Source organism: Curtobacterium sp. AC272 (genome assembly GCF_979258155.1).
Window position 1 is genome coordinate 244,479 of record NZ_OZ409838.1, and the last position, 16,188, is coordinate 260,666.

Below are 16,188 nucleotides of genomic sequence, written 5' to 3' on the forward strand. Positions count from 1 at the left end.
GAGGAACGCCCGCGTGCCTGCGCACCGGCATGAAAGGCACCCTCCCCGTGACCCTGAGCACCCCCGAGGCGACCCAGGACGTGAACGGCACCGATCCGACCAAGCCACAGGCACAACGTCGTGCCAAGAGCAGTGGCGGCGGACTCGGCCGGTACGTCCTCGTCAGGTTCCTCCTCATCATCCCGACCGTCTTCATCCTGGTGACGCTCGTGTTCTTCCTGATGCGCGTCATCGGGAACCCGATCACCGCGTCGGTCGGCGGCCGACTCACCCCGACGCAGCTGCAGGAACGCCTGCACGCCGCCGGGTACGACCGTCCCGTGCTCGTGCAGTACTTCGAGTACCTCGGCGGCATCCTGCGCGGTGACTTCGGCAACGCGTCGACCGACAACCGGCCGATCACCGAGATCATCCTGCAGTACGGCGGCGCGACCGCCGAGCTCGTCTTCTACGCCCTCATCGTCGCGCTCGTGCTCGGCATCCCGCTCGGCATGCTGGCCGCGTACACGCGCGACAAGTGGCCAGACGTGCTGCTCCGTGCCCTCGCGATCCTGACGTACGCGACCCCGGTGTTCTTCGGCGGCCTGCTGCTCAAGCTCGTCTTCTCGGTGTGGCTCGGCTGGCTGCCCCTCGGCGACCGTGCATCGACCAGGGTGGAACTCATCCTGGACGGCATCCCCGGCGCGAGCGGCATCTACATCGTCGACGCGCTCCGGACCGGCAACGCGGCGGTCATCGGCGACGTGCTGCAGCACGCCGTCCTGCCGGCGCTGACCCTCGGACTGCTGACCGCCGGCATCTTCCTGCGCCTGGTGCGCGCGAACATGATCGGGTCGCTCGGCTCCGAGTACGTCGACGCGGCCCGCTCCCGCGGTGTCCGCGAGTCGCGGCTCGTCCGGACGCACGCGTTCCGCCCCGCCCTCGTGCCGATCATCACCGTGATGGGCCTGCAGATCGCGATGCTGCTGGGCGGTTCGGTCCTGACCGAGACCACCTTCGGCTGGCGCGGCCTGGGCTTCGAACTCAACCAGTACCTGTCGGCCCGTGACTTCGTCGCGGTCCAGGGCATCGTCGCGATGCTGGCGGTGATCGTCGCGGTGACCAACTTCATCGTCGACGTCGTCGCCGCCCTGATCGACCCGAGAGTGAGGTTCTGACGATGGCCGACACCACCCTCGTCGACCGCCACGAGCCGCTCTGGAAGCGGCTGCCCGTGGTGGTCCAGCTCCGCAAGAGCACCGGCTGGCAACGCGCCATGCTCATCGTCGGCGTGGTCATCTGCGCCCTGTACCTGCTCGTCGCGGTCTTCGCGCCGCTGCTGGCCCCGTACGGCTTCGGCCAGCTGCAGGGCGCGGACGGCGAGAGCTTCCCACGCACCGGCGCGCCGAGCGCCGAGCACATCTGGGGCACCACCGTCGGCGGGTTCGACGTCTTCAGCCGGGTGATCTACGGCGCCCGGACGGCGGTCCTCGTCGTGATCGTCGCCGTCGTCGTGTCGATCATCGTCGGCGTGCTGCTCGGCCTGGTCTCCGGTTACCTGGGCGGCTGGCTCGACCGGGTCCTCGTCGTGGTCGCCGACGCGATCTACGCGTTCCCCTCGCTGCTGCTCGCGATCGTCGTGTCGATCGTGATCTCCGGCGGCAACTCGAGCTACTCGGGCGGCATCATCGCGGCGGCGATCTCGATCACCGTCGTCTACGTGCCGCAGTACTTCCGGGTGGTCCGCGCCGAAGCCGTGCGCCTGAAGAACGACGCGTTCGTCGAGTCGGCGCGCGTGATGGGCACGAACCCGTGGCGCATCATGATCCGCCACGTGCTGCGGAACTCGACCAGGTCCCTGCCGCTCATCCTGACGCTCAACGCCAGCGACGCGATCCTGACCCTGGCCGGCCTCGGCTTCCTCGGGTTCGGCATCGGGCCGACGTCCGGCGCCGAGTGGGGCTACGACCTCAGCCGTGCGCTGTCCGACGTCGCGAGCGGTGTCTGGTGGACCGGTGTCTACCCGGGTGTCGCGATCGTGGTGCTCGTGCTCGGTGTGACGTTCATCGGCGAGAGCCTCAACGACATCTCCGACCCCCGTCTGCGTGCGCGCCGACGGCTGAAGCAGCTGGTGTCCACGCGCGACGCGCGCAACACGGCCACCGCGGAAGGATCGGGCGCATGACGACCGACACCGAGAACGCACCCGTGGTCGTCGTCGACGACCTCACCGTCACCTTCGCCACCGACGGCGGCGCCGTCGACGCGGTGAAGGGTGTCAGCCTCGACGTCCGCCCCGGCGAGGTCCTCGCCCTGGTCGGCGAGTCCGGCTCCGGCAAGTCCGTCACGGCTCGGGCGATGCTCCGCCTCATGCCCGAGACGGCAACGCTCGGCGGCGCGGTGCTGCTCGACGGTACCGACGTCGTCACCGTCGGCGCGCAGAAGCTCCGCAGCCTGCGGGGGACCGCCGGTGCGATGGTGTTCCAGGAGCCGTCGACCGCCCTCAACCCGGTCTTCACGGTCGGGTGGCAGATCGCCGAGGGGCTCCGCGCCCACGGTGGCATGTCCAAGAAGGAGGCGCGGGCGAAGGCCATCGACTACCTCGGCCGCGTCGGCATCCCCGACCCCGAGACCCGCGTCGACCACTACCCGCACCAGTTCTCCGGAGGCCAGAAGCAGCGTGTCGTCATCGCGAGCGCGCTCGCACTCGAGCCGTCGGTGATCATCGCCGACGAGCCGACCACGGCGCTCGACGTGACGGTGCAGGCCGAGATCCTCGACCTGCTCCGCCGCTGCCGCGACGAGTTCGGCACGGCGATCGTGATCATCACCCACAACATGGGCGTGGTGGCCGACCTGGCCGACCGCGTCGCCGTGATGTACCAGGGCGAGATCGTCGAAGAGGCATCGGCGACGGACCTGTTCGCGCGTCCGCAGGCCGACTACACGAAACGGCTGCTCGCCGCGGTGCCCCGGCTCGAGGCGTCGACGGGCACCGCCCGCCGCGCCGCGATCACCGAGGACGTCACCCCGCTGGTCGAGGCGAAGGGACTCGAGATCGAGTACCCCGGCCGCCTCGGCTCGCCCGCGTTCCGTGCCGTGAAGGGCGTCGACCTGGCGATCCGTCCCGGCGAGGTCCTCGGCCTGGTGGGGGAGTCCGGCTCCGGCAAGACCACGATCGGTCGCGCCATGGCCGGACTGACGAAGGTCACCGGCGGGTCCTTGAAGGTCCTCGGCGCCGAGATGCTCGGCTACCGGGAGCGCGACTTCAAGCACCTGCGCAAGGACATCGGGTTCGTGTTCCAGGACCCGGCGACGTCGTTCAACCCGCTGCTCACGATCGCCGAGTGCGTCGCCGAACCGCTGGTCGTCCACAAGGAGGTGTCGAGTCCGCGTGCGGCCCGCACGCGCGTCGACGAACTCCTCGAGGCGGTCCAGCTGCCGAAGGCGTACGGGGACCGCTACCCGCACGAGCTCTCCGGCGGGCAGCGCCAGCGCGCGTCGCTCGCCCGGTCGCTCGCGCTCCGGCCGAAGCTGCTCATCGCCGACGAGCCGACGAGTGCGCTCGACGTGTCGGTGCAGGCCCGCGTGCTCGAGCTCTTCCTCGAGCTCCAGCAGGACCTGGGCTTCGCGTCGCTGTTCATCAGCCACGACCTGGCGGTCGTGGGCGCGCTCTCCGACCGGATCGCCGTGCTCTACCGCGGCGACCTGGTCGAGGTGGGCACGACCGCGCAGGTCCTCGGAGCGCCGCAACACCCGTACACGCAGCGCCTGCTGGCGTCGCTCCCGGTGCCGGACCCTGCGGAGCAGGCCGAGCGACGGCGTACGCTGGAGCAACTGGAGAACGTCGGGTCCTGACCCGATGCGACCCGCGTCGGGTCCTGACCCGGCGCGACCGCCCAGGAGGCCCGTCCAGCGTCGTCGACGCACGCCGGGCCTCCTGGACGGTCGCCTCCACAGCTGTACGCACGACGGTCCTGCCAGCGCGGTCCGTCGCGAACCGCCGCCAGGGGGCGGCGTGGAAGGGGACCCATGATCGCGGTCAACGGACCGGCGGTCGTCGCGGACGACGTGTCGATCGAGTACCGGGGCGGACGGGGGTCCGAGTCGATCCGAGCGGTCGACGGGGTCAGCCTGACGGTGCGGCAGGGCGAGATCCTCGCGCTGCTCGGTGAATCGGGGTCGGGCAAGTCGACCTTCGCCGCCGCGATCGCGGGGCAGCTCGGGTCGCACGGCGAGGGTGACGGTGCGCTGCGCCGGCACATCGTCGGGGGCGAACTGACCGTCCTCGGCCAGAAGACCCGCGGCCTGCGCGGTTCGTCCCGCAAGCTCGAGCGGCTGAGCGGCCGCATCGGCTACCTGCCGCAGGACGGCGCCGACCGGCTCAGTCCGGACCTCACCGTCGGCGAGGCCATCGCCGAGCCGATCTACCAGCGCGACCGCCGCTTCGACCGCAAGGAGGCGGGCCTCATCGTCGCGCGCCTGGTCGACGCCGTGCACCTGCCGCTCGGCGTGATGCGGCTGAACACCTGGGAGCTCTCCAGCGGACAGCGGCAGCGTGTCGCCCTGGCACGGGCCCTCGTGCTCGAACCCCAGCTCCTGGTCGCCGACGAACCCGCCCGCGGTGTCGACGTGCTCGTGCGCCAGTCGGTGCTCGAGGCCTTGGCGACCCTGCAGCGCAACCGGCAGTTCTCCGCAGTCGTGGTGTCCAGCGACCTGCGCGAAGCCGGCGCCCTGGCCGACCGCGTCGCCGTCATGGCCGATGCCCGGCTGGTCGGTCTCGGCACCTTCGACGAGGTCCTCGACAACCCCGTCGATCCCTACGTCAAGACCCTGGCCGCGACCGCGGCCCGCGGCGTGAAGCGTCGCCCGGCACCCACCGCCCCGCGCCGCTCGACGGCGCCACGCCGACCGGTCGCCGCCGGCACCGGCCCCCGTACGGACCGACAGGAGAACCCGTGAGCACCGCCACCCGAGGCCACCGCGCCGTCGTCCCCACCTCCGGCACCCCGCTGCCGATCGACGCACCGCAGTCCGGCCCCGTCGCCGTGCTGCCGGAGCCGACCGACCTGCACGTCACCGCGGTGACGGAGGCCGGCGGGACCGTCGCGCCGCTCGACGCGGACACCCGCGGGCTCGTCTGGCTGGACCCCCGCGACCCGTCCGGCCTCGCAGACGCGCTCGACGCCGCACCGGGGATCGGATGGGTGCAGCTGCCGTTCGCCGGGGTCGACGCCTTCGCGCACCTCATCCAGGAGCACGGGGACCGCGTGCTCTTCACCTCGGCGAAGGGCGCGTACGCGGAGCCCGTCGCCGAGCACGCCCTGGCGCTGACGCTCGGGACGCTGCGGGTCCTGCAGAAGCGCGCCCGTGCACACTCGTGGGCCACCGAACCCGAGGGCGTGTCGCTGTACGGCCGGAACGTCGTCGTCATCGGCGCCGGCGGGATCGCGCTCGAGTACATCCGCCTGCTCGCCCCGTTCGACGTCGACGTCACCGTGGTGCGCCGCTCGGCCGACCCGGTGGACGGTGCATCGCGCACCGTCACCACCGACCAGCTCGACGAGGTCCTGCCCGACGCCGACGTCGTGATGATCGCAGCGGCCATGACCTCGGGCACCGCGAAGCTCTTCGGCGAGCGGCAGTTCGCGATCATGAAGCCGTCCGCCCGGCTCGTCAACATCGCCCGCGGGGACTCGTCGACACCGACGCCCTGGTCGAGGCCCTGCGCACCGGTGCGATCGCCGCCGCAGGGCTCGACGTCACCGACCCCGAGCCGTTGCCCGACGGTCACCCGCTGTGGTCCGAGCCCGGCGCGGTCATCACACCGCACCAGGCGGACACCCCGGAGATGGTCGCGCCGCTGCTCGCCGAGCGGAGTGCGACTCAACACCACGGCGTTCCTCGACGGCAGCGGCGAGGGCTTCGTCGGCGTCGTCGACCCGGTCGCCGGGTACTGAGGAACTGCGCAGCGCCGGGGCCCACAGCGCGGCGCGCCCGGGCGGCGTGTCCGATGCGGTGAGGGCCCTGCGGTGCTGCTATGCTGTTACCCGTTGTTCGCACGACATTCGCCAGCGAACAGTGATCCTCGATAGCTCAATTGGCAGAGCAGCCGGCTGTTGAACCGGCAGGTTGTTGGTTCGAGTCCAACTCGGGGAGCAACAGACCCCCACCCGCCCGGGTGGGGGTCTTCTGCGTTTCGTTGCTGCCCGGTGCCACCTGTTAGCGTTCACAGGTGCACCGATCCCGTCCGCCCCGCGCCGTGCTCCTCGGCGTGCTGCTCGCGGCGGTCATCGCGCCCGTGCTGGTCGGGTGCAGCGGTGCCGGACCCGACACCGACTCGTCAGAGGAACCCACCAGCTCGGAGACCGGGCTCGGGTCGGGTGCCTCGCCGGTCGTGTTCGCCTTCGTGTGCGACGACGGCGACCGCGAGACCTACACGACGTACTCGGCGGTGTGGGAGGACGAGCGGACCTCGTGCACCGCGAAGCGGCTCACGGGCTCGGTGCCGTCGACGCAGCAGCAGGCCGCCGTCGACGCGACCAGGGGTGACGCCACCCTCGTCGAGCTCGCGAGCACCTGCGCCGTGACCGGCACGGACCCGTGGACGTCGGCCGTGGCCGACGACGGCGCAGCGCACGTCGCCGCCGGCCTCCTGCAGTACTGCCCGGGGCACCCGGAGACCGACCACCTGCGCGACGCGCTGACGACGTACCGGAGCTGAGCCGGGCCTCCCGGCCGTCAGCTGACCACGGCAGGCGACGCGCGGGCCGGACCGACCCGTCAGCCCTCGGGGTGGTCGCGACCCGGCAGCCACGACTGGCCGGGGCCGCCCCAGCTGTTCTTGCGGATGGCCTTGGCGACCTGCTTGCCGTAGGGGTGCACCAGGCGGTCGGCGTAGAGCCAGCCGTCCAGGTGGTCGTACTCGTGCTGGAAGATGCGCGCGAGCCAGCCGTCGGCCCGGACCTCGAACGGGTCGCCGTGCTCGTCGAACGCCCGGAGCAGTGCGCTGCCGGAGCGTCGGAGCGGGAAGCGCTCGCCCGGCACGGACAGGCAGCCCTCGGACTCGTCGTCCTCGTCGAGCTCGTCGACCGACTCGGGGACCGGCGGGCTGATCCAGAGGACCGGATTCACGGCCGCGGCGCGGTGCAGGACGTCGTCGTCGTCGGTGTACGAATACACGAACAGGCGCTTGCCGACGCCGACCTGGGGTCCGGCCAGCCCGACGCCGGGGGCGAGGTCCATGGTCTCGAACATGTCGGCGACGAGGGAACGGAGGTCGTCATCGAACTCGGTGACCTCGGCTGCACGCTCGTGCAGGACGGGTTCGCCGGTGATGCGGATCGGGAGAACGGCCATTCACCCAGGTTATCCGGCGGTGGACGGTAGCCTCGACGCGTGACGACGGACCTCCAGCTGCCCGACGCGGTGAACCTGACGCCGTTCCAGGCCCTCATGATCCCCGTCGCGCTCATCGGTGCGGTGTTCCTGTCGCTGGGAGCGCAGTTCCAGAGCCGGGGCGTGCAGCGGGTCGAGGCGCGGCTGGGGCGGCAGTCGAAGGGACTGAGCGTCCGGCACGTCGTGGGTCTGGTGTCGAGCGGCTACTGGGTGCTCGGCACGCTGATGCTCGGCATCGCCGTCGTGCTGCAGCTCATCAGCATCACGTACGCGCCGCTGATCGTCGTGCAGCCGCTCGGGGCGGTCGCGCTCGTGATCACCACGTGGTTCTCCTCGCGGTCGTCGGGCGTGCCGCTGGGCCGTCGGGCGAAGCGTGCGGTGTGGACCTGCATCATCGGTGTCGCGATCTTCGTCGGCATCGCGGCGTTCGTCGGGCACGAGAGCGCGATCACCCGGCAGCAGCTGGTGACCGTCCTGATCATCCTGGCCGTGGTGCTCGTGCTGGTGCTGGTGTCGTTCCGGCTCGTGGCCAAGCACAAGAGCGCGCTCTACTACATCGTCGGCGCGGGCATCCTCTACGGGTTCGTCGCGACGCTCGCCAAGGTCGTGCTGAACCGGTTCGTGAACGGCACGTTCGACTGGTTGACGGTCCTGGCGATCATCGGGGTGGTCGTCGCGGCGTCGCTCGGCGGGTACTTCGTGCAGAACGCGTACTCGGCCGGTTCGGCGGACCTCGTCATCGCGGGGCTGACCGTGATCGACCCGATCGTCGCCGTCGGGATCGGCGTGGTCGTCCTCGACGAGGCGTCCGGGGCGCCGTGGGGTGCGGTCGCCGGGTTCGTGGTCGCGGCCGGCATCGCCATCACCGGGGTGTTCTTGCTCGCCAAGCACCACCCGCAGACCCGCGCCTGACCGCGGGGGCCGCGTCACCCCGCGGTACCACGGGGTCCTCCGCGCGGCTGACGCGGCCGCGGAACCAGGTGCGGTACCGTCGGCAGTCCGACCAGCAATCGCCCACGAGAGGACGACGCCAGCCGTGTCCAGGAGACGTCACCACCGCCACCGCCGAACCGACGGGTGCGACGGGCGGACACCGACCCTTGCGCATCCTGATCGCCGCGGACACCTTCCCGCCGGACGTCAACGGCGCCGCCACCTTCGCCGAGCAGCTCGCCGTCGGCCTGGCCGAGCGCGGGCACGAGGTCCACGTGGTCGCCCCGGCGTCGAGCCGCCACCACGGCACCTTCGACGAGGAGCACCAGGGCGTGACCCTCGTCGTGCACCGCCTGAAGTCGTACAAGTGGCCGCTGCACGCCTGGCTGCGCTTCGTGTGGCCGTGGAGCGTCAAGAAGTGGACCGGCCCGATCCTCGACGCCGTGAAGCCCGACGTCCTGCACATCCAGTCGCACGTCGTCATCGGTCGCGGGATCGTCCCCGAGGCGAACGCGCGCGGCATCCGGGTCATCGCGACGAACCACTTCATGCCCGAGAACCTGCTCGAGTACACGCCGTTCGGCAAGTGGACGCTGCCCATCGCGCTGAAGATCGCGTGGAGTGACGCCGCGAAGACCTACCGGCTCGCCGACACCATCACGACGCCGACGAACCTGGCCGCCGACTACCTGCGGAAGGCCATCGCCGGGCAGCGGGTGCTCGCGATCTCGTGCGGGATCGACGCGTCGCGGTACGTCGCGCGCGAGGGCCGTCCGGTGGGCAACGACATCGTGTTCGTCGGCCGCGTGGCGCCGGAGAAGAACCTCGACGTGCTGGTCCGGGCCGTGGCTTTGCTGCCCGGCTCGCTCGCGGCGACCCTGACGATCGTCGGCGACGGCGAGATGATCCCGAAGCTGACCGCCCTGGCGAAGGAGCTCGGGCTCGAGGACCGTGTCCGGTTCCTCGGGTTCGTCTCGGACGAGGTCAAGCGCACCGCCCTGACGAACGGCACCGTGTTCGCGATGCCCTCCACCGCCGAGCTGCAGAGCATCTCCTCGCTCGAGGCGATGGCGTCCGGGCTGCCGGTCGTCGCCGCCGACTCGATGGCGCTGCCCCACCTGATCGACGGCAACGGGTACCTGTTCGCCCCCGGTGACGAGCACGACCTCGCCGACAAGCTCGAGGCGGTGCTGACGGCGTCGGACGCGGAGTACACGGCCATGCGGGAGCGCAGTTCGGCCATGATCGAGGCACACGACATCAACCGCACGCTCACGACGTTCGAGGCGCTGTATCGTGGGGAACCGGTGGCCTGACGGCCGTCGAGGGCGGTAGCCAAGCTGGTCAAGGCAGTCGGCTCATAACCGAACGATTCGCGGGTTCAAGTCCCGCCCGCCCTACGTGCAGATGAAACGCAAGCGCGAGGACGACCACGACGGTGCCGGTCCGACGCCGAACGTCACGTTCCAGGTGAACCGCGGTGGCACCGGCGTGCGCGTCAACGCCTTCCGCATCGGGTTCATGGGTGCCATCGGTGTGCTCGTCGCGCTGCTCGCCGGCACCATCATCGGCGAGCTCAGCACCGTCCTCGTCTACATCGGGGTCGCGCTCTTCCTCGCGCTCGGCATCGACCCGCTCGTCTCGTTCCTCGAGCGACTCATCCCGCGGTGGGCGGCGATCACCGTCGTCGTCGTGGGGGTCCTGGGAGCGTTCGCGGGGGTCGTCTTCGCGGTCGTCCCGATCCTGGTCGAGCAGGCGACGAACCTGATCCAGAACTTCCCCGAGGTCGTCGACGACATCTCGAAGCAGCAGTGGGTGCAGGACCTGTCGAAGCAGTTCGCCGGGTCGTTCGACATCGACCACGCGCTCGAGTCGGTGCAGTCCTTCGTCGAGAACCCGGGCAACCTGCTCAGCGTCGGCGGCGGCATCCTGGCGGTCGGCAGCGGCATCCTGTCCGGGCTCACCGGTGTGCTCATCGTCCTCATCCTGATGCTCTACTTCCTCGCGTCGATGCGGGGGATGAAGCGCGCGGCGTACCGGTTCGTGCCGGCGTCCCGCCGCGAGAACTTCATCGACGTCAGTGAGCAGATCACCCAGGCGGTCGGTCGCTACGTCGTCGGCCAGGTGTCGCAGGCGCTCATCAACGGCATCCTGAGCCTGGTGTTCCTGCTCATCATCGGTGCGCCGCTGCCCGTGCTGCTCGCCTCGTTCGCGTTCCTCGGGTCGCTCATCCCGCTCGTCGGCACCCTCGGCGCCGCGGTCGTCATCTCGTTGCTCTGCCTGTTCGCGTCGCCCGCGACCGCCCTCGCCGCGGCGATCTACTACCTCGTCTACATGCAGGTCGAGGCGTACCTCATCTCGCCGCGCATCATGTCGCGTGCCGTGCAGGTGCCCGGGGCCCTCGTGGTCATCGCCGCGGTGGCCGGCGGCACGATCGGCGGCGTGCTCGGCGCCCTGGTCGCCCTGCCCGTCGCCGCGTCGATCATCATCATCGTGCAGAAGGTCATCTACCCGCGCCAGGAGCTGGCGTGACGGACGCCGCCGCCGGCTTCGCCGACCACGTCGCGGAACGCGATCGCTGGGCACGCGGTCCCCGTGGCCCGCTGGCACTCGTGAACGCCCAGCACGTCGACCACCAGCAGCCGGTGTGGCCGGTCCCCGGCACCTGGGCACCCGCGGTCGGCGGCCTCACGGTGACGGCCGCCGCCACCGACGGTGTCGTCGTGGACGGCGTCCCGGTCGACGGCACCGTGCTCGTCGCCGGTGACACCGCCGTGGTCCCGTCCGCCGTCGCGTTCCCCGACGGCTTCGCGGGCACGGTGTCCGGCTCGACGCTGCGCGTCTGGGACCCCGCAGCGGAGCCGATCCACCGCTTCGCGCGCATCGCCCGGTTCGACCGGTCCGACGACTGGGTGGGGTCCGGCACGTACGTCCCGCTGGACGCCGGTGCGGGCGACGACCGGGAGGCCCGTGGCAGCGTCCTCGACGCCGACGGCGACGCCCTGCCGGTCGCCGGGCACATCGAGACGGCCGTCGGCAGCACGACCATGCGGTTCGTCGCGGTCCGGTCCGCCGCGTTCCGGGGTGCTCCGCGGCTGCAGCTCATCGTGCAGGACGCCACGAGCGCCCTCGCCGAGGACGACCCCGGCAGCACGTACTCGATGGGCCGCTTCCTGTACCTCGACGACCCCGGCACCGCGGACACGGTCGAGCTCGACTGGAACCTGCTCGTACTGCCGCCCTGCGCGTTCTCGTACCAGTTCGCCTGCCCGATCCCGCCGGCCGAGAACCGCGTGCCCGTGCCGATCACGGCGGGGGAGCGGCACCCCGTCGACCCCGCGGGCACCGTCCTGCACTGAACCGGATCGCGCTCGGCGGGGTCCTTGCCGTTCCCAGCCGGAACGCTGCATAATGGGCGTGTCCTGTCGGGACATCACAATCGCATACCGAATGGTTCCGTGGCTCGCAGCCGCTCGGATCCTCCGCACCAGGTCGATGGGGAAGTCGCACCTGACGTATCGGAGGAACCGTGAACGGAACGACGACAGGAGTGCTCTACGTGCACTCCTCACCCCGCGCGCTCTGCCCGCACGTCGAATGGGCAGCAGGTCGCGCGATGAACCGCGCCGTGAACTTCTCCTGGCTCGACCAGCCGGCACAGGACGGTGCCCGGCGGACCGAGTTCACCTGGACCGGTGCGGTCGGTGCCGGTGCCGCGATCGCCTCCGCGCTGCGTGGCTGGGAGCACCTGCGCTACGAGGTGACCGAGGAACCGACGACCGAGTCCGACGGCGGCCGTTGGATGCACACGCCCGACCTCGGCGTGTTCTACGCGCAGACCGACGTGACCGGGAACATGGTCATCCCCGAGGACCGCGTCCGCTACGCCATGGAGGTCGCCGGCAGCAACGCGCTCGAACTCCACCGCGAGCTCCGGCTCGCGCTCGGACAGGCCTGGGACGACGAGCTCGAGCCCTTCCGCCACGCGGCCGAGGGCAACCCCGTCGTCTGGCTGCACCGCGTCGGCTGAGACTCGGGCCGCGCTGGCCGAGACTCGGCCTGTGCGACAGTCCTCGCGGCCCGCCGCGCGGGAGGTGTCGCTCACCGCGAGACTCGTGCCGAGCACTCCGACCGGCACTGGAACGACGGAAGCCCGCCCCGACGACGCGGGACGGGCCTCCTGGCAGGGTGCGACGGATCAGACGCTGCGGAACGCGACCACGGCGTTGTGGCCGCCGAAGCCGAACGAGTTGCTGACCGCGAGCAGGTCACCGTCGGGCAGCGCACGCGGCTCGCGCGCGACGTCCATGACGATCTCCGGGTCCTGGTCGTTGAGGTTGATCGTCGGCGGCGCGACACGGTTGTGCAGCGCGAGGACGGTGAACGCAGCCTCGATCGCACCGGCACCACCGAGCAGGTGACCCGTCGACGCCTTGGTCGCCGACACGACGATGTCGTCGAGGTGGTCACCGAAGACGCGGCGCATGGCGTGGTACTCGGCGACGTCGCCCACCGGGGTCGAGGTGGCGTGCGCGTTGACGTGCACGACGTCCTCGCGGCTGGCACCGGCGTGGTCGAGAGCCTGCAGGACCGCACGGGCGGCTGCGCTGCCCTCGGGGTCCGGTGCCGTGATGTGGAACGCGTCCGAGGTGATGCCGGCGCCGGCGACCTCGGCGTAGATGGTCGCACCGCGGGCCTCGGCGTGCTCCTTCGACTCGAGGATGAGCGCCGCGGCGCCGTCACCGAGGACGAAGCCGTCACGGGTGACGTCGTACGGACGCGAGGCGGTCTCGGGGGAGTCGTTGCGGCGCGACAGGGCCTGCATCGCCGCGAACGCCGCCAGCGGCAGCGGGTGCAGGGCGGCCTCGGCGCCACCGGTGATGACGATGTCGGCGTCTCCGTCGGCGACGTGGCGGTACGCCTCGGCCAGGGACTCGGTCGACGAGGCGCAGGCCGACAGGTAGGTGCGGGCGCCGCCACGGGCGCCGAACTCCATCTCGATGGCGGCGGCCGGACCGTTCGCCATGAGCATCGGGACCGTCATGGGCAGGACCCGACGCGGGCCCTTCTCGCGCAGGGTGTCCCAGGCGTCGAGCAGGGTGTTCACGCCGCCGATGCCGGTCGCCCAGTCGACGATGAGCCGCTCGGGGACCACGGACTCGGCGTCGATGCCGGCGTCGGCCCACGCCTCACGCGCCGCGACGAGCGACAGCTGCGACGAGGGGTCCAGGCGCTTCGACTCGGGGCGGGTGAGCTGGTCGGTGAGGAACCGACGTGCCTGGCCGGCGAACTCCACGGGGAGTTCGAGCTCGGCGTAGCGCGGGTCCTCGATGCGGGTGATGCCGGACTTGCCGGCGAGCAGCGCGTCCCACGTTTCCGGGGCAGTCGCGGCGAGGGTGAGATCGCACCGATCCCGGTGACGACGACGGTCTTCTTGGTCATGGAACGACGGTTCTTTCGTTGGGGAACAAGATGAGCGCCGCGGCCGACGGTGACCGCTGGCCGCGGCGCTCAGGAAGCTCGTGTCAGGCCTGGGCCTTGACGATGTAGTCGACCGCGTTGCCCACGGTCTTGAGGTTCTTGACCTCTTCGTCCGGGATCTTCACGTCGAACTTCTCCTCGGCGTTGACCACGATGGTCATCATCGAGATGGAGTCGATGTCGAGGTCGTCCGTGAAGGACTTGTCGGCGGCGACGGTGTCGGTGGCGATACCGGTCTCGTCGTTGATCAGCTCGGCCAGGCCGGCGAGGACTTCTTCGTTGGACAGGGCCATGAGTTTCTCCTTGAGGGGGTGTCGTTTGACCGTGGACCAGCCTAGGGCACGCAGCGTGCTCGCGCCCGGAGACTCGTCGGGGTGGTCGCTGGTCGCGCGGGATGCGCGGCCGGGTGGGTTCGGGTTCGCCGGGTGGGCGAGTCAGGGAGCACGACGACCTGGGCGCCGAACACGAGCCCGGCACCGAAGCCGATCTGCAGGGCGAGCCCGCCGGACAGCTCGGGGTGTTCCTCGAGCAGGCGGTGGGTGGCGAGCGGGATGCTCGCGGCGGAGGTGTTGCCGGTGGTGGTGATGTCGCGCGCGATCGTGACCGACTCGGGCAGGCCGAGCTGCTTCGCGAACTCGTCGATGATGCGGATGTTCGCCTGGTGCGGCACGAACGCCGCGAGGTCCTCCGGTCGGACACCGGCGGTCTCGAGTGCTTCGCGGGCGACCTTCACCATCTCCCACACGGCCCAGCGGAACACCGTCTGGCCCGCCTGGCGCATGGTCGGGCGGGGCGCGCCGGCCTCCCACTCGTTGTAGGTCGCCGTCATGCCGATGGCGTCCCACTTCGAGCCGTCCGAACCCCAGATGGTCGGGGCGATGCCGGGGAAGTCGCTCGGGCCGACGACGGCTGCGCCGGCACCGTCACCGAGCAGGAACGAGATCGAGCGGTCGGTCGGGTCGACGACGTCGCTGAGCTTCTCGGCCCCGACGACCAGGACGTGGTCGGCGAGCCCGGACTTGATGAACGAGTCGGCCTGGGCGATGCCGTAGGCGTACCCGGCACAGGCGGCACTGATGTCGTACGCGGCGGCGGGCGTGGCGCCGATCCGCTCGGCGAGCAGCGACGCCATCGACGGGGTCGCGACGGTGTGCGTCACGGTGCTGACCAGGACGACACCGATCTGGTCGGGGGACAGGCCGGCCTTCTCGATCGCCTCGCGCGCGGCGGTCTCGGCGAGGTCGACGGCCTCGACGTCCTTGCCGGCACGCTTGCGCGTGATGATCCCGGTGCGCTGGCGGATCCACTCGTCGGACGAGTCGATCGGGCCGACCAGGTCGTCGTTCGGCACGACGTTCTCGCCGCGGGCGGCCCCGAAGGCCAGGATGCGGGTGAACTCGTGGCCGCGGCGCTGGGAGAGTGCGGGACGTTCGGTCATGCGGTGGCGTCTGCTTCCTGGTCCGCGCGCTGCAGCAGGTCGATCGCTGCGGGCAGGTCCTCGGGGGTCTTGACGGCGACGGACGGCGTGCCGCGCAGGCCGCGCTTGGCGAGTCCGACCAGGGCGCCGGCCGGCGCGAGCTCGATGATGCCGGTGACCCCGGCGGCCGCGAACGACTCCATCACGGCGTCCCAGCGCACGGGGCTCGCGATCTGCTGGACCATCAGGTCGACGAACCGGCGACCGTCGTCGACCCGTGAGCCGTCGGCGTTGGTCCAGATCGGCAGGGTCGGGTCGTGCACCGTGGCGGCCGCGGCGACCGGGGCCACGCGCTCGACCGCTGGGGCCATGAAGTGGGTGTGGAACGCACCGGCGACCGCGAGCGGGATCACGCGGGCCTTGGCGGGCGGGTCGGCGACGAGCGCGGCGATGCCGACAGCCGTGCCGGCGACGACGGTCTGGCCGCCGCCGTTGTGGTTCGCGGGGACGAGCCCGTGGGACTGCAGTGCTGCGGCGACCGCGTCGGCGTCGCCACCGAGCACAGCGGCCATCGAGGTCGCTTCGAGGGCAGCGGCGTCCGCCATGGCCCGGCCGCGCTCGGCGACCAGCGACACGGCGTCGGTCGGCTCGAGGACCCCGGCGACCGCGGCGGCGGTGAACTCGCCGACCGAGTGCCCGGCGACCCCGCTGACCAGCGCACGGCGGCCGTCGGCCAGCAGCGCGTCGGCGGTCACGAGACCGGCGGCGACGATGAGGGGCTGCGCGAGTGCGGTGTCCTTGATGGTGTCGGCGTCCGACGTGGTGCCGTGTGCGGCGAGGTCCACCCCGATCGACTCGGACCACTGCCCGACACGTTCACGAACGGCGGCGTCCTCGAGCCAGGGGGCGAGGAAGCCGGGGTCTGGGAGCCCTGTCCGGGCGCGACGACGACGATCACCGGACAATCCTGTCGCTCATGC

Annotated in this window: 13 protein-coding genes, 2 tRNA genes and 3 pseudogenes; 13 read left to right on the plus strand and 5 right to left on the minus strand. The window is 71.2% G+C overall.

From position 1 onward, the window contains the following. Positions 1-47 precede the first annotated feature (47 nt). The 7 genes and pseudogenes from ACZZ0J_RS01240 (at position 48) to ACZZ0J_RS01270 (ending at position 6,703) form a co-directional block, all read left to right on the plus strand. Entirely contained in the window at positions 48-1,157 is a 1,110-nt protein-coding gene (locus ACZZ0J_RS01240; RefSeq protein WP_463434242.1) for an ABC transporter permease, read from the plus strand. Positions 1,158-1,159: 2 nt separating this feature from the next. Continuing rightward, positions 1,160-2,164 carry an ABC transporter permease gene (locus ACZZ0J_RS01245; protein ID WP_123340417.1) on the plus strand — a complete coding sequence of 335 codons (1,005 nt, stop codon included), beginning with the start codon at positions 1,160-1,162 and terminating at the stop codon, positions 2,162-2,164. Beyond that, positions 2,161-3,837, plus strand: a complete 1,677-nt coding sequence (locus ACZZ0J_RS01250) for an ABC transporter ATP-binding protein (RefSeq protein ID WP_194648740.1) — start codon at positions 2,161-2,163, stop codon at positions 3,835-3,837. The genes ACZZ0J_RS01245 and ACZZ0J_RS01250 overlap by 4 nt, the downstream gene beginning before the upstream one ends. Positions 3,838-4,011: 174 nt before the next feature. Next, positions 4,012-4,941, plus strand: coding sequence for an ATP-binding cassette domain-containing protein (locus ACZZ0J_RS01255; protein ID WP_123292572.1), 930 nt, complete (start codon positions 4,012-4,014; stop codon positions 4,939-4,941). Then, positions 4,938-5,939 (plus strand): annotated as a pseudogene (locus tag ACZZ0J_RS01260) (D-isomer specific 2-hydroxyacid dehydrogenase family protein). The gene ACZZ0J_RS01255 and the pseudogene ACZZ0J_RS01260 overlap by 4 nt, the downstream one beginning before the upstream one ends. 125 nt (positions 5,940-6,064) lie before the next feature. Then, positions 6,065-6,138, plus strand: a tRNA-Asn gene (locus ACZZ0J_RS01265). A gap of 76 nt (positions 6,139-6,214) precedes the next feature. Continuing rightward, positions 6,215-6,703 carry a hypothetical protein gene (locus tag ACZZ0J_RS01270; RefSeq protein ID WP_194648742.1) on the plus strand — a complete coding sequence of 163 codons (489 nt, stop codon included), beginning with the start codon at positions 6,215-6,217 and terminating at the stop codon, positions 6,701-6,703. A gap of 59 nt (positions 6,704-6,762) precedes the next feature. On the opposite strand, the gene def is transcribed toward ACZZ0J_RS01270, so the two are convergent. Further along, positions 6,763-7,338, minus strand: a complete 576-nt coding sequence (gene def, locus ACZZ0J_RS01275; protein WP_463434247.1) for a peptide deformylase — start codon at positions 7,336-7,338, stop codon at positions 6,763-6,765. Positions 7,339-7,377: 39 nt separating this feature from the next. Here def and ACZZ0J_RS01280 point away from each other — a divergent pair, with 39 nt between their 5' ends. The 6 genes from ACZZ0J_RS01280 (at position 7,378) to ACZZ0J_RS01305 (ending at position 12,340) form a co-directional block, all read left to right on the plus strand. Further along, on the plus strand, positions 7,378-8,289 hold the full coding sequence (locus tag ACZZ0J_RS01280; RefSeq protein WP_181437562.1) for a DMT family transporter: 912 nt from the start codon (positions 7,378-7,380) through the stop codon (positions 8,287-8,289). A gap of 188 nt (positions 8,290-8,477) precedes the next feature. Next, positions 8,478-9,626 (plus strand): glycosyltransferase, encoded by a 1,149-nt coding sequence (locus ACZZ0J_RS01285; protein WP_463434250.1) that lies wholly within the window; start codon positions 8,478-8,480, stop codon positions 9,624-9,626. Between the two features lie 9 nt (positions 9,627-9,635). After that, a tRNA-Ile gene (locus tag ACZZ0J_RS01290) sits at positions 9,636-9,710 on the plus strand. A gap of 7 nt (positions 9,711-9,717) precedes the next feature. Continuing rightward, positions 9,718-10,842 (plus strand): AI-2E family transporter, encoded by a 1,125-nt coding sequence (locus ACZZ0J_RS01295; RefSeq protein ID WP_194648745.1) that lies wholly within the window; start codon positions 9,718-9,720, stop codon positions 10,840-10,842. Next, entirely contained in the window at positions 10,839-11,669 is an 831-nt protein-coding gene (locus ACZZ0J_RS01300) for a DUF1684 domain-containing protein (RefSeq protein ID WP_463434252.1), read from the plus strand. Before ACZZ0J_RS01295 ends, ACZZ0J_RS01300 begins: the two co-directional genes overlap by 4 nt. Before the next feature lie 170 nt (positions 11,670-11,839). Then, positions 11,840-12,340 (plus strand): DUF3145 domain-containing protein, encoded by a 501-nt coding sequence (locus ACZZ0J_RS01305; RefSeq protein WP_235035923.1) that lies wholly within the window; start codon positions 11,840-11,842, stop codon positions 12,338-12,340. Positions 12,341-12,508: 168 nt separating this feature from the next. Here ACZZ0J_RS01305 and ACZZ0J_RS01310 read toward each other — a convergent pair. The 4 genes and pseudogenes from ACZZ0J_RS01310 to ACZZ0J_RS01325 all read right to left on the minus strand — a co-directional run bounded on the left by ACZZ0J_RS01310 (position 12,509) and on the right by ACZZ0J_RS01325 (position 16,166). Next, positions 12,509-13,752 (minus strand): annotated as a pseudogene (locus ACZZ0J_RS01310) (beta-ketoacyl-[acyl-carrier-protein] synthase family protein). Positions 13,753-13,835: 83 nt separating this feature from the next. Next, on the minus strand, positions 13,836-14,084 hold the full coding sequence (locus tag ACZZ0J_RS01315; protein ID WP_017886710.1) for an acyl carrier protein: 249 nt from the start codon (positions 14,082-14,084) through the stop codon (positions 13,836-13,838). Between the two features lie 41 nt (positions 14,085-14,125). Continuing rightward, the gene (locus tag ACZZ0J_RS01320) at positions 14,126-15,229 is read right to left on the minus strand and encodes a beta-ketoacyl-ACP synthase III (protein WP_463434283.1); all 1,104 of its coding nucleotides are present in this window, start codon (positions 15,227-15,229) and stop codon (positions 14,126-14,128) included. Further along, positions 15,226-16,166: pseudogene (locus ACZZ0J_RS01325) on the minus strand (ACP S-malonyltransferase). The gene ACZZ0J_RS01320 and the pseudogene ACZZ0J_RS01325 overlap by 4 nt, the downstream one beginning before the upstream one ends. Between the last annotated feature and the right edge of the window lie 22 nt (positions 16,167-16,188).

Excerpts from the sequence above, each read along its gene's own strand:
- ACZZ0J_RS01245 (WP_123340417.1), top strand. The coding sequence starts at position 1,160 with ATGGCCGACACCACCCTCGTCGACCGCCACGAGCCGCTCTGGAAGCGG.
- ACZZ0J_RS01250 (WP_194648740.1), top strand. The coding sequence starts at position 2,161 with ATGACGACCGACACCGAGAACGCACCCGTGGTCGTCGTCGACGACCTC.
- ACZZ0J_RS01255 (WP_123292572.1), top strand. The coding sequence starts at position 4,012 with ATGATCGCGGTCAACGGACCGGCGGTCGTCGCGGACGACGTGTCGATC.
- def (WP_463434247.1), bottom strand. The coding sequence starts at position 7,338 with ATGGCCGTTCTCCCGATCCGCATCACCGGCGAACCCGTCCTGCACGAG.
- ACZZ0J_RS01295 (WP_194648745.1), top strand. The coding sequence starts at position 9,718 with ATGAAACGCAAGCGCGAGGACGACCACGACGGTGCCGGTCCGACGCCG.
- ACZZ0J_RS01315 (WP_017886710.1), bottom strand. The coding sequence starts at position 14,084 with ATGGCCCTGTCCAACGAAGAAGTCCTCGCCGGCCTGGCCGAGCTGATC.
- ACZZ0J_RS01320 (WP_463434283.1), bottom strand. The coding sequence starts at position 15,229 with ATGACCGAACGTCCCGCACTCTCCCAGCGCCGCGGCCACGAGTTCACC.